The following is a 12,565-nucleotide window of genomic DNA, read 5'->3' as shown; positions in this document are numbered from 1 at the left end:
CGTCATGTGGCATGTGCAAAGGTGCCGAGGGACGACGTTGGCCCTCGCGTGATCGCAAAATTTCGTGCAGGTTACATGATGGAGCGGTTCTCGGGAACCGGGATAACCCGTTCCAGCATGCGGACACCGGGGGTTCGCGGCGGGGGTACCGCGCCGACGGTGGAAGCCATGGGGGGCCTGTACGGAACGACCGGGTGAGATCGATGCCCGTCGGGCCGACGGCGGGACAGGCGTCTTCGCCCGGCCCGCTGGGGGGCACGCGGCGGGCCTCATTGCCCACAGCGCTTACGGCTCATGCCCGGTGGTCGCACATCCGAAACCAGCGAGTAACGGTTACTTATGCGGCCCCACGCATAAGTCCGAGCCGCGCTATCCTACGGCCGTTCCGAACAAGGTGCCCAGGGCGTACGTCACACCGGCCGCCGCCCCTCCCAGGAGAAGCTGGCGCAGACCGCTGTACCACCAGGTGCGTGCCGTCACCTTGGCCACCACCGCGCCGCACAGGAAGAGCCCCAGCAGCGCCAGCAGCACGGCCGGCCACATGCTGCTCGCACCCAGCAGGTACGGCAGCACGGGGACGAGCGCGCCGAGCGCGAAGGAGCCGAAGCTCGACACCGCGGCGACGGTGGGCGAGGGCAGATCGCCGGGATCGATGCCGAGTTCCTCCCGGGCGTGGATCTCCAGCGCCTGCTCGGGGTCCTTCGACAGCTGCCGTGCCACCTCGCGGGCCAGCCGCGGCTCGACCCCTCGCGCCTCGTACAGGGCGGCCAGCTCGGCCTCCTCGTCCTTGGGGTGCTTGCGCAGCTCGCGCCGCTCCACGTCCAGCTCGGCCTCGACCAGCTCGCGCTGCGAGGCGACGGAGGTGTACTCACCGGCGGCCATGGAGAAGGCGCCGGCGGCCAGGCCGGCCAGTCCGCTGAGGACGACGGTCTGCTGGCTGACCGCACCGCCCGCGACACCGGTCATCAGAGCCAGGTTGGAGACGAGACCGTCCATCGCGCCGAACACCGCGGGACGCAGCCAGCCGCCGTTCACGTCCCGGTGCGTGTGGTTGTCCCGGTGCGCCTCGTGCAGCGCCGCCTCGGTCTCGATGATGGCCATGAAAAGAACCCCGCTCCCCTACTTTGGACAAGTTCCAGAGTTTTACAACACCAAAACTACGCCTCGGATTCCCTCGCCGCCAGCAAGGAAAGGCTGCGCTAACCTGCGGTTTTACCGATTTCCGCTCACTTGATCATCACCTCGCCCAGATGTCGACCGGGTGATGCTGGGGCTCCCGAGGCTCGCCGGAGTCGTCGCAGTGGGACACATGCCGTATGGCATCGATCGCCTGCATCCCCTCCGTCCCGGCGCCCGGGGACGCCGCCGAACTGCGCGCACGGGCCCGCGGCGCACTGCTGGGCCTGGCCGTCGGTGACGCCCTCGGGGCACCGGCCGAGAACATGAAGCCGTCCGAGATCCGCGCGCGGTGGGGCCGCATCACGGGGTACGTGGCCGAGAAGCCGGCCGGCACGGACGACACCGAGTACGCCCTCTTCTCGGCGCTGCTGCTGGCCCGGCACGGCTCCGCGCTCACCCCGGCACACGTCGAGGCGGCCTGGCACGAGCTGATCGCCGACCGTGACGAGGGCCCGTTCCGGGGCGCCGGCTTCAGCGAACGCGGCACGCTGGAGAACCTGCGCCGCGGTCTGGCCGCGCCCATCTCCGCCCAGCACCGGCACGCCTGGAGCGACGGCCTCGCCATGCGCGCGGCCCCCTTCGGGGTGTTCGCGGCCGGCCGCCCGGCGGAGGCGGCCCGGCTGGTCGCGATCGACGGCTCGGTGAGCCACGACGGCGAGGGCATCCACGGCGGCCAGGCGGTGGCGGCGGGCGTCGCGGCGGCGATGGCCGGCGCGACACCGAACGCGGTGGTGGCCGCGGCCCTCGCGGTCGTGCCCGACGACTCCTGGACGGCCCGCAGTCTGCGCCGCGCGGTGGCGGTCGCGCACCGCGGCGAACGCGCGGTCCGCTCCGCGGTCGTCATCGGCGGCTACCCCTGGACCGACCTGGCCCCCGAGGCGGTCGCCCTGGCGTTCGGCGCGTACGCGGCGGCCGACGGCGACTTCGAGCAGTCCGTCCTGACCGCGGTGAACATGGGCCGCGACGCGGACACGACGGCGGCGGTCGCGGGCGCGCTGGCGGGCGCGACCCGGGGCGTCTCGGCCATCCCGGCGGCCTGGGCGGCGGCCATCACCCCGGCCCGTGGCTCCTGCCTCCCGGCGATGGCGGGCCACCACGTCCTGGACGTGGCGGACCTCCTGACCCCGGCGGCGCCCGGCGCACACCCGGAGCCGACGGGCCGCGCACTGGTGGCGGGCGACGGAACGGAGACCCCCGCATGACCACCCACGAACTGGCCCCCCACGAACCACCGACCCCCCACACCACCACCTCACCCACACCGCCACTTCCGCCGGCCCCCACCGACGACCTCCCCCTGACCACCCCACCCACGCCGACACCTCCCACGGCCCTCACCGACGACCTCCCCCTCACCACCCCACCCACGCCGACACCACCCACAGCCACCGTCGGCGAGCTCACCCCCACCACCCCGCCCACCCCCCTGCCCCCCGCAGCCGCCGACGCCGGGATCGCCCTCACCGCCCCGCCCCCGCCCCTGCCCCCCGCAGCCGCCGACGGCGAGGTCGCCCCGCGGGAGACCAGGGCCCCTCGGGTGACCGTTACGGGCGGTGCGCGGGTGGGAGACAGGAAGGCCGAAGGCCTTCTGCTCGGACTGGCCGCCGGCGACGCGGCCGGCTGGCCCGCCGCCCGCCACAGAGCCGCCCGCATGCCCGACTGGACCCGCCGCCTCACCCGCGAACTCGACACCTTCGCCGAGCACAACGCCACGACCACCCTCCCCGTCCCCATCGCCCTGAACCAGCCCCCCGAACCCCTCCGCCTCGGCCCCTCCGACGACGCGGAATGGGCGGCCTTCGCCGCCGAAGCCCTCCTCCTCGCCGGCGACGACACCGTCCTGAACGACCTCGGCCGGGACCGCCGCACCCGCGCGGCGATCGACCTCACCTGGAACGCCCTCGCCAGCGAGGTCGCCGCGGCAGCGGACCGCGCACCCGAGATCGAGTCCGCCGTCCTCCCCCTGCGCGCCCGCATCTCCGTCCGCGCCGGCCTGGGCAATCTCGCCACCGGTCTGCGCCCGCCCGCCACCGGCCACGACAACCCGCACTACTTCGACGACGCCGCCTGCGTCCGCGCCTGCGTCCTGGCCGTCGCCCACCCCGGCGACCCCCGCCGCGCCGCCGACCTCGCCGAGTTCGACGCCCGCTACACCCAGGACGGCGACGGAGTCCACGGCGCCCGCGCCATGGCGGCGGCCCTCGCGCTCGCCCTGGCCGGGGCGCAGGTCGACGCCTGCGTCACGGCCGCCCTCGCCGAACTCCCCGAGGAGACGGAGATCGGCCGCAACGCCCGGCACGCCCTGCGGCTCGCCGCCGCCGCGGACGGCGCCTTCGCCCTGGTGCCGCCCCTGGAGCACCAGATCGTCGACCACGTCTACAGCTACGGCATCGCCGCCGCCGAGACCGTGCCGGTCGCCCTGGCCCTGGCCACCGCCGCCCGCGGCCGCATCGCCGAGGCGGTCCCGGCCGCGGCCTGTCTGTCCCGGGTCGCGGACTCCGCCCCGGCCCTGGTGGGCGCCCTCACCGGCGCCGTCGGCGGCGGCGCCTCGATCCCGGCCTCCTGGCGGGACACCTGCCGCACCCTCTCGGGCTGCGCCCTCCCCCGCCTCACCGGCACCGACCTCGTCGAACTCGCCGGGCTCCTGGAAGCCGTACAACCGGCCCACCCCGGTGGATGATGCGGCCATGAACCCCAAACCGCATCAAAACGCCACACTGGACGAGCGGATCACCGGCGCCCTGGTCGGAGCGGCCGTCGGCGACGCCCTCGGCGGCCCCGTCGAGGGCTACGCGCCCGAGCAGATCCTCGAGCGCCACGGCGGCCGCGTCCACGGCGTCGTCGGCCCCTGGCACGGCGACGACTGGCGCACGGCCCGCCCCCTCGCCCCGTACCACAAGGGCGACGGTCACGTCACCGACGACACCTTGATGACGCACGCCCTGATCCGCGTCTACGCCCGGGTCCGCGACCACCTCGACGCCTACGCGATCGCCGACCACCTGGTCCCCGACCTGATGACCGAGCCCCGCTGGATCCCGGAACTGGAGACCGAGGCACTCCCCCTCCAGCGGATCTTCCTCGCGGAGAAGTGGCTGGTCACCAGGCTCCACTACGGTCATGCCGACCCGCGCGAGGCCGGCACCGGCAACATCGTCAACTGCGGCGCGGCGATGTACATGGCCCCGGTCGGCCTGGTCAACGCGGCCGACCCGCGCGCGGCCTACGCCGAGGCCCTCGACGTCGCCGGCGCGCACCAGTCGTCGTACGGCCGTGAGGCGGCGGGCGTCCTGGCCGCGGCGGTGGCAGCGGCCTGCACCCCCGGGGCGACCCCCGACTCGGTCGTCTCGGCGTGCCTGTCCCTGGCGAAGGACGGCACGCGCACGGCGATCGAGCGGGTCTGCGAGGAGGCCTCCCGCCACACGGACTTCGAGTCGGCCCTCGGCCCCCTGCGCGAGGCGGTCGCCCCCTTCGACACCGTGGGTCCCGACTACCGCGCCCCGTCCCTGGGCGCCCGCCGCCCGTCGCGCCTCCACGCGATCGAGGAGCTCCCCGTCGCCCTGGGCATGGTGATCGTCGCGCGGGGCGACTACCGTCACGCGGTGCTCGGCGCCGTGAACTACGGCCGGGACTGCGACTCCATCGCCACCATGGCGGGCGCCCTGGCCGGAGCCCTCGGCGCGCCGGTCCCGCAGGACTGGGCCAAGACCGTCGCAGAGGCCAGCCGCCTGGATTTGTGGGAACCGGCCACGACACTCACCCGGGTGACCCGCGAGATCTTCGCCCGGGACGTCGCCCGCCGCCGCGCCCACGAAGCGGCCTTCGCGTCCCTCGGAGGCCAGGAATGCTCCGACTGACCTGGGTCCAGCCGGAGGACCTGCTCGTTCACGAACTCCGCCAGGCGGCCCAGGACGGCCGCGAGCCGAAGGCGATCGCCGCCCGCTGGCGCGCGGCGGGCGGCCCCGAGGCCCCCACCACAGCGGGCGCCTCCCCCGCCCCGGTGTCCCGCTACCTCCGGCAGCTGGCGGAAGACCTCCTGGACGAACTGGCGGACCTGCCCAGCGCCTTGGCGGAGGACGAGCCCACCGGCCTGGCGGAGATCAGGGCCCTGTGCCCCGAATGGCCGCAGCCCGCCCACGCCTCGGCCACACCCCCCGAGCGCCTCGAAGCCGCCTGGCTGGGCCGGGCCGCCGGCTGCCTGCTCGGCAAACCCGTCGAGAAACTCCCCCTGGAGGCCATCCGCCGCCTGGCCCGATCCACCGGCAACTGGCCGCTGTCCACCTGGTTCACGGAACGAGGCGTCCCGGCGGAACTCCTCGCCGCACACCCCTGGAACCGCCGCTCGGCGGCCACCTCCCTCGCCGAGAACATCGACGGCATGCCCGAGGACGACGACCTCAACTACCCCCTGCTGAACCTGATCCTGCTCCGGCGGTACGGAAAGTCCTTCACCACCACGGACGTGGCCCGCACCTGGCTGGACGAGCTCCCCGCCGGCCGCACCTTCACCGCCGAACGCGTCGCCTACCGCAACCTCCTCAGCGGCCTGGAGCCCCCGCACACGGCCCGCCACCGCAACCCGTTCCGGGAATGGATCGGCGCCCTGATCCGCGCCGACGTCCACGGCTGGACCAACCCCGGCGACCCGGCCGCAGCGGCCGGACAGGCCCACCGCGACGCCACCCTCACCCACACCGCCAACGGCGTCTACGCGGCGATGTTCGCGGCGGCCGCCACCGCCACGGCCGCGACCGGCACCGCCGACGTCCACGCCTGCCTGCGCACCGGCCTCACGGTCGTCCCCCCGCGCTCCCGCCTCGCCCGGGCGGTCCGCCGCGGCATCGAACTGGCCCACGAGCACACCGACTTCGACACCGTCGTCGACGGGCTCCACGCCGCGCACGCCGGCACCCACCACTGGGTGCACGCCGTCCCCAACACGGCGTTGATCGCCGCCGCCCTCACCCACGCGAACGGCGACTTCACCGGCTCCGTCTGCCGTGCCGTGAGCGGCGGCTGGGACACCGACTCCAACGGCGCCACGGCGGGCGGCATCGCCGGCCTGCTGGCCGGACACCCCGCCGCGCTCCCCGACCGCTGGACGGCCCCGCTGAAGAACCGCCTGTCCACCTCCGTCGGCGACTTCGACGGCGTCGGCTTCGACACCCTCGCCCACCTCACCCACCGGGAGACCCGCCGCTCATGACCGCTCCCCAGCCCGCTCCCCTCACCGGCCTGCGCGTCCTCGACCTCGCCACCCTCTTCGCCGGCCCGATGGCCGCCACCCTGCTCGGCGACTTCGGCGCCGAGGTCATCAAGATCGAGCACCCGAGGAAGCCGGACCCCTCCCGCGGCCACGGCCCCTCGAAGGACGGCATCGGCCTGTGGTGGAAGATGCTCGGCCGCAACAAGCGGACCGTCACCCTCGACCTGTCCCGGCCCGGCGGCCGCGCCACCCTCCTGCGCCTCGCCGCCACCGCCGACGTGATCGTCGAGAACTTCCGCCCCGGCACCCTGGAGAAGTGGGACCTGGGCTGGCCGGAGCTGTCCGCCGTCAACCCCCGCCTGGTCCTGGCCCGCGTCACCGGCTTCGGCCAGTTCGGCCCGTCCGCGCACCGGCCCGGTTTCGGCACCCTCGCCGAGGCGATGAGCGGATTCGCCGCGATCACCGGCGAGCCGGACGCACCCCCGACCCTGCCGCCCTTCGGGCTCGCCGACGCCGTCGCCGGCCTGACGACGGCGTACGCGGTGATGACCGCGCTGGCCGCCCGGCAGCGGACGGGCGAGGGCCAGGTCGTCGACACGGCCCTGATCGAACCGATCCTCGCCGTCCTCGGCCCCCAGCCCCTCTGGTACGACCAGCTCGGCCACGTCCAGCCCCGCACCGGCAACCGCTCCCCCAACAACGCCCCGCGCGGCGTCTACCGCACCGCGGACGGCACCTGGGTCGCCGTCTCCACCTCGGCCCAGTCGGTCGCCGAACGCGTGATGCGTTTGGTGGGACGCCCGGAACTGATCGACGAACCGTGGTTCGCCACCGGTGCCGACCGCGCCCGCCACGCCGACGTCCTGGACGAGGCCGTCGGCTCCTGGATCGCCGAGCGCACCCGCGCCGACGTCCTGGCCGCGTTCGAGAAGGCCGAGGCGGCGGTGGCGCCGATCCAGGACGTCCGGGACGTGATGAACGACCCGCAGTACCAGGCCCTGAACACCATCACCACCGTCGACGACCCGGAGCTGGGCCCGCTGCGCATGCAGAACGTCCTGTTCCGCCTGTCCGCCACTCCCGGCGGGATCCGCTGGGCCGGCCGCCCGCACGGCGCGGACACCGACGAGGTCCTGACCGAGCTCGGCCTGACCGAGACCGACCTCAAGGAACTGCGCACGGAGGGCGTCCTGTGACGGCCGCGCCGCCGCTCACCTGGCTCTACGCCCCCGGCGATCGCCCGCACGTGGTGGCGAAGGCCCTCACCTGCGGCGCCGACGTCGTCATCGTCGACCTGGAGGACGCGGTCGCCCCCGACCGCAAGGCCTACGCCCGCGACGCCACCGCCGACCTGCTCGGCGACCCGCCGGCGGTCCCGGTCCACGTCCGCGTCAACGCCCTGGACAGCCCCTGGGCCGAACAGGACATCGCCACGCTCGCCGGGATGCCGGGACTGTCGGGTCTGCGGGTGCCCAAGGTGACCTCGGCGGCGGGGATCACCCACATCGCCCACCGCACGACGGCCGCGCTGTACGCCCTGCTGGAGTCCGCCCTCGCGGTGGAACAGGCCTACGCCGTCGCCACCGCCCATCCGAACCTGCGGGGCATCGCGCTCGGCGAGGCGGATCTCCGGGCCGACCTGGGAGTCCGGGACGGCACCGGCCTGGACTGGTCGCGCTCCCGGGTGGTCGTGGCGGCCCGGGCGGCGGGCCTGCCCCCGCCGGCGCAGTCGGTCCACCCCGACGTCCGTGACCTGGAGGGCCTGGCCGTCTCCTGCGCCCGTGGGCGTGCGCTGGGCTTTCTGGGCCGGGCCGCGATCCATCCCCGCCAGCTCCCGGTCATCGAGCGCGCCTACCTGCCCACCGGGGACGAGATCGAGCAGGCGGAGACGATCCTCAAGGCGGCGGTGGCCGAGCCGGGCGCCCAGGCCCTGCCCGACGGCCGCTTCGTGGACGCGGCGGTGGTGGCGGCGGCCCGGCGCACCCTGTCCCTGGCGGGCCGCCGCTGACATGCCGAGGGCGCCCGGTCACCCGGGCGCCCTCGAAACAGGTCACTGCGGCAGAGGCCGTCAGGCCTTCTTCCCCGACCCGGCCTGGTCCTTGGCCTCGTCGGCCTCGGCTGCACCCGCGGCGGCGTCACTCCCGGCCTCGGCACCCTCGGCGCCCTTGTCCTGCTTGCCGCCCCCGGAGTCCTTGCCGTCTTCGGAGCCCGTGCCGTCCTCGTCGCCCTTGCCGAGGTCGACGGCCTTCTCGTCACTGTCGGCGTCACCGCCGGAGGACACGGCACCCGGCTCCACGACCTCTTCCCGCCCGGGCCGCTTCCTCGCCGACAGCACGAAGTAGGTCACCGCGAGCAGGAACACCAGGATCGCGGTCCAGACGTTCAGCCTGAGGCCCAGGATGTGATGGGCGTCGTCGACCCGCATGTACTCGATCCACGCCCGGCCCGCGCAGTACGCGGCGACGTACAGCGCGAAGGCCCGGCCGTGTCCGAGGCGGAAGCGGCGGTCGGCCCAGATGACCAGGACCGCGACGCCGATACACCACAGCGACTCGTACAGGAACGTCGGGTGGTACGTGCCCGGGACCCGCCCGTCCGCCGAGGAGGTGATCTCCAGGGCCCACGGCAGATCGGTGGGCTTGCCGTACAGCTCCTGGTTGAACCAGTTGCCCCAGCGGCCGATCGCCTGCGCGAGGGCGATGCCCGGCGCGACGGCGTCGGCGTACGCGGGCATCGGGATGCCCCGGCGGCGGCAGCCGATCCAGGCGCCCAGCGCGCCGAGCGCGATCGCGCCCCAGATGCCGAGGCCGCCCTCCCAGATCTTGAAGGCGTCCACCCAGTCACGGCCCTCGCTGAAGTACAGCTCGTAGTCCGTGATCACGTGGTAGAGGCGGCCGCCGATCAGGCCGAAGGGCACGGCCCAGACAGCGATGTCGGCCACCGTGCCGGCCCGCCCGCCCCGGGCGATCCAGCGCCTGTTGCCGAGCCAGACCGCGACGAAGACGCCGATGATGATGCAGAACGCGTAGCCGCGCAGCGGGACGGGGCCGAGGTACAGCACCCCGCGCGACGGGCTGGGAATGAAGGCAAGTTCCATGGCAAGGTCGACGCTACCGTGCCGGACCGGGCCCGGGGCAGGCGGCCCGGCTACGGGTCCATAACAGGGACCGGGGAATCTCCCCTAGCCCTGGTTCGCCTCCTGCACCATCTGCTTCAGCTTCGCCGGGGTCATCGTGCGGTCCTGGTAGATGTTCTTGCCGTCGAACAGCACGGTCGGCGTGCCGGAGAAGTCGCCCTTGTCGAAGGCCTGGTGGGACTTGGCGACCCAGGCGTTGTGCGTGCCGTCCTCGACGCACGTGCGGAAGGCCGGGGTGTCCAGGCCGTCGACCTTGCCGGCGAGCTCGATCAGCTTGTCGTTGTCCGCGAAGGCGTCGTCGACCTCCGGGGGCTGGTTGTCGAAGAGCACGTCGTGGTACGCGGGGAACTTCCCGGCGTCCTGGGCGCAGGCGGCGGCGTTGGCCGCGTTGCGCGAGCCCGTGCCGCCCATGTTGCCGTCGATGAGTGTGACCAGGTGGTACTCGGTCTTCAGCTGGCCGGCCTCGGTCAGCTCGTGGATCACCGGCCGGTACGCCGTCTCGAAGGACTTGCAGGCCGGGCAGCGGAAGTCCTCCCACACCGTGAGCGTGGACTTGGCGCTGTCCTTGCCGACCGGGATCGCGAGGCCGTCCTTGCCCTGGGCGCCCGAGGGGGCCACGACCGGGCCCGAGGCCTCGCTGCCGTCGTCCTTGCCGGCGTTGGCCGCGACGACGCCGATCACCGCCGCGAGTCCCAGGACGGCGACGACCGCGCCGCCCACCAGCAGCGCGCGCCGGCGCTTCTCGGCGGACTTGTGCTTCTCACGCTCGACCGCCAGCTTCTCCCGGGCGGTGCGCTTTCCCTCACGGTTCTTCTCGCTCACACCCCGGAAACGAACCGGGGAGGCGCACCGCGCCTCCCCGGCCCCAGGTCCACCCGTACGAGGGACCCGTACGACTTCCGGTTTTTCTACGCCTGCCGGCGCACGCCCCGGGCGAGGTCGCCGGCGAGGGCGCGCACGGCCTCGACGCCGGCCGCGTCGTCCGGGGCGTCGAGCATCGCCTTGACGAAGGCCGAGCCGACGATCACGCCGTCGGCGAAGCCGGAGACCTCGGCGGCCTGGGTGGCGTTGGAGACGCCGAGTCCGACGCAGACCGGCAGGCCGGTGCCGGTGGCCCGGGTGCGCTCCACCAGGTCCTGGGCCTGCGAGCTGACGGTGGCGCGGGTGCCGGTGACGCCCATCAGGGAGGCCGCGTAGACGAAGCCGCTGCCCGCCGCGGTGATCTGCGCGAGCCGTTCGTCCTTGCTGCTGGGGGCCACGACGAAGACGGTCGCGAGCTCGTGCTTCCCGGCGTGCTCCCGCCACAGCGCCGCCTCCTGCACGGGCAGGTCGGGCAGGATGCAGCCCGCGCCGCCGGCCTCGGCCAGCTCGGCGGTGAACCGCTCGACGCCGTAGCGGTCGATGGGGTTCCAGTACGTCATGACGAGGATGGGCTTGCCGGTGGCGGCATGCGCCTCGCGGACGGTGCGCAGCACGTCGGCGATCTTGACGCCGCCGCGCAGGGCGATGTCGTCGGCGGTCTGGATGACGGGACCGTCGAGGACGGGGTCGCTGTGCGGCAGGCCCACCTCGACGACGTCGGCGCCGCCGTCGATGACGGCCTTGACGGCCTCGATGCCGCCGTCCACGGTCGGGAACCCCGCCGGGAGGTAGGCGATGAGGGCCGCACGCCCCTCGGCCTTGGCCGCGGCGAGGGTGTCGCTCAACAGCTGCAGGTTGCCGCTCACTTGGCGTCCCCCTCGATCTCGGCGGTGCCGGAGGCGTCCTCGGCGACCTCGGCGTCGGTGTCGTACAGGCCGAAGTAGCGGGCGGCGGTGTCCATGTCCTTGTCACCGCGGCCGGAGAGGTTGACCACGATCAGCCCGTCCTTGCCCAGCTCCTTGCCGACCTCCAGGGCGCCGGCCAGGGCGTGGGCGCTCTCGATGGCCGGGATGATGCCCTCGGTGCGGGACAGCAGGCGCAGGGCCTGCATGGCCGCGTCGTCGGTGACCGCGCGGTACTCGCCGCGGCCGGAGTCCTTCAGGTAGGAGTGCTCCGGGCCGATGCCCGGGTAGTCCAGACCGGCCGAGATCGAGTACGGCTCGGTGATCTGGCCCTCCTCGTCCTGGAGGACGTAGGAGCGGGAGCCGTGCAGGATGCCCGGCTCGCCGGCGGTCAGGGTCGCGGCGTGCTCGCCGGTGTCGACGCCGTGGCCGGCCGGCTCGCAGCCGATGAGCCGGACGCCCTCGTCGGGGATGAAGGCGTGGAAGAGGCCGATGGCGTTGGAGCCGCCGCCCACGCAGGCGACCGCGGCGTCGGGCAGCCGCCCGGCCCGCTCCAGGAGCTGGCGGCGGGCCTCGACGCCGATGACCCGGTGGAAGTCGCGGACCATGGCCGGGAAGGGGTGGGGTCCGGCGACGGTGCCGAAGAGGTAGTGCGTGTGGTCGACGTTGGCGACCCAGTCGCGGAACGCCTCGTTGATGGCGTCCTTCAGCGTGCGGCTGCCGGACTTCACCGCGATGACCTCGGCGCCGAGCATGCGCATGCGGGCGACGTTGAGGGCCTGGCGCTGCGTGTCGATCTCACCCATGTAGATGGTGCATTCGAGACCGAAGAGGGCGCAGGCGGTGGCGGTGGCGACGCCGTGCTGGCCGGCGCCGGTCTCGGCGATGACCCGGGTCTTGCCCATGCGCTTGGTGAGCAGGGCCTGCCCGAGCACGTTGTTGATCTTGTGCGAGCCGGTGTGGTTGAGGTCTTCCCGCTTCAGGAAGACCCGGGCGCCGCCGGCGTGCTCGGCGAACCGGGGCACCTCGGTCAGCGCGGACGGGCGGCCCGTGTAGTGGACCAGGAGGTCGTCGAGTTCCTTGGCGAACTCCGGGTCGTGCTTGGCCTTGTCGTACTCGACGGCGACCTCGTCGACGGCGGCGACGAGGGCCTCGGGGATGAACTTGCCGCCGAAGGCCCCGAAGTAACCTTCGGCGTTCGGCGTCCGTCCCTCGGGATCGGGGATGAAGAACTGGCTGGGCATGCGAATACCTTCACGGTGAGTGGTGTGTGGAATGCAC

11 protein-coding genes are annotated in these 12,565 nt (G+C 73.7%); 6 read left to right on the top strand and 5 right to left on the bottom strand.

Annotated elements, in window-relative coordinates:
- Nucleotides 1–369: 369 nt before the first annotated feature.
- Complete coding sequence (locus tag ACIGAQ_RS14555) at nucleotides 370–1,101, bottom strand: VIT1/CCC1 transporter family protein (protein ID WP_311683401.1); 732 nt, start codon at nucleotides 1,099–1,101, stop codon at nucleotides 370–372.
- Nucleotides 1,102–1,316: 215 nt separating this feature from the next.
- Here ACIGAQ_RS14555 and ACIGAQ_RS14550 point away from each other — a divergent pair, with 215 nt between their 5' ends.
- The 6 genes from ACIGAQ_RS14550 to ACIGAQ_RS14525 are packed head-to-tail and all read left to right on the top strand — an operon-like array spanning nucleotide 1,317 to nucleotide 8,393.
- Nucleotides 1,317–2,381 (top strand): ADP-ribosylglycohydrolase family protein, encoded by a 1,065-nt coding sequence (locus tag ACIGAQ_RS14550; RefSeq protein WP_399782579.1) that lies wholly within the window; start codon nucleotides 1,317–1,319, stop codon nucleotides 2,379–2,381.
- Nucleotides 2,378–3,859 carry an ADP-ribosylglycohydrolase family protein gene (locus ACIGAQ_RS14545; RefSeq protein ID WP_399782576.1) on the top strand — a complete coding sequence of 494 codons (1,482 nt, stop codon included), beginning with the start codon at nucleotides 2,378–2,380 and terminating at the stop codon, nucleotides 3,857–3,859. Before ACIGAQ_RS14550 ends, ACIGAQ_RS14545 begins: the two co-directional genes overlap by 4 nt.
- Before the next feature lie 7 nt (nucleotides 3,860–3,866).
- Nucleotides 3,867–5,036, top strand: coding sequence for an ADP-ribosylglycohydrolase family protein (locus ACIGAQ_RS14540; RefSeq protein WP_399782573.1), 1,170 nt, complete (start codon nucleotides 3,867–3,869; stop codon nucleotides 5,034–5,036).
- Nucleotides 5,024–6,385 (top strand): ADP-ribosylglycohydrolase family protein, encoded by a 1,362-nt coding sequence (locus ACIGAQ_RS14535; RefSeq protein WP_399782570.1) that lies wholly within the window; start codon nucleotides 5,024–5,026, stop codon nucleotides 6,383–6,385. Before ACIGAQ_RS14540 ends, ACIGAQ_RS14535 begins: the two co-directional genes overlap by 13 nt.
- Nucleotides 6,382–7,581: a CaiB/BaiF CoA transferase family protein gene (locus ACIGAQ_RS14530; RefSeq protein ID WP_399782567.1), complete on the top strand. Its 1,200-nt coding sequence runs from the start codon at nucleotides 6,382–6,384 to the stop codon at nucleotides 7,579–7,581. The genes ACIGAQ_RS14535 and ACIGAQ_RS14530 overlap by 4 nt, the downstream gene beginning before the upstream one ends.
- On the top strand, nucleotides 7,578–8,393 hold the full coding sequence (locus tag ACIGAQ_RS14525; protein WP_399782564.1) for an HpcH/HpaI aldolase/citrate lyase family protein: 816 nt from the start codon (nucleotides 7,578–7,580) through the stop codon (nucleotides 8,391–8,393). The genes ACIGAQ_RS14530 and ACIGAQ_RS14525 overlap by 4 nt, the downstream gene beginning before the upstream one ends.
- A gap of 60 nt (nucleotides 8,394–8,453) precedes the next feature.
- Here the strand turns inward: ACIGAQ_RS14525 and lgt are convergent, their stop codons facing one another.
- From lgt to trpB, 4 genes are all read right to left on the bottom strand, one after another.
- Nucleotides 8,454–9,482 (bottom strand): prolipoprotein diacylglyceryl transferase, encoded by a 1,029-nt coding sequence (lgt, locus tag ACIGAQ_RS14520; RefSeq protein WP_362280548.1) that lies wholly within the window; start codon nucleotides 9,480–9,482, stop codon nucleotides 8,454–8,456.
- An 84-nt stretch (nucleotides 9,483–9,566) separates the two neighbouring features.
- Complete coding sequence (locus tag ACIGAQ_RS14515) at nucleotides 9,567–10,343, bottom strand: thioredoxin domain-containing protein (protein ID WP_311687742.1); 777 nt, start codon at nucleotides 10,341–10,343, stop codon at nucleotides 9,567–9,569.
- An 86-nt stretch (nucleotides 10,344–10,429) separates the two neighbouring features.
- Nucleotides 10,430–11,248, bottom strand: coding sequence for a tryptophan synthase subunit alpha (gene trpA, locus ACIGAQ_RS14510; protein ID WP_399782559.1), 819 nt, complete (start codon nucleotides 11,246–11,248; stop codon nucleotides 10,430–10,432).
- The gene (gene trpB, locus ACIGAQ_RS14505) at nucleotides 11,245–12,528 is read right to left on the bottom strand and encodes a tryptophan synthase subunit beta (RefSeq protein ID WP_399782556.1); all 1,284 of its coding nucleotides are present in this window, start codon (nucleotides 12,526–12,528) and stop codon (nucleotides 11,245–11,247) included. The genes trpA and trpB overlap by 4 nt, the downstream gene beginning before the upstream one ends.
- Nucleotides 12,529–12,565 lie beyond the last annotated feature (37 nt).

The sequence above is a fragment of the Streptomyces sp. NPDC085932 genome, from assembly GCF_044540525.1.
Classification (GTDB): domain Bacteria; phylum Actinomycetota; class Actinomycetes; order Streptomycetales; family Streptomycetaceae; genus Streptomyces; species Streptomyces levis.
This window is presented reverse-complemented; position numbering and strand designations above follow the sequence as displayed.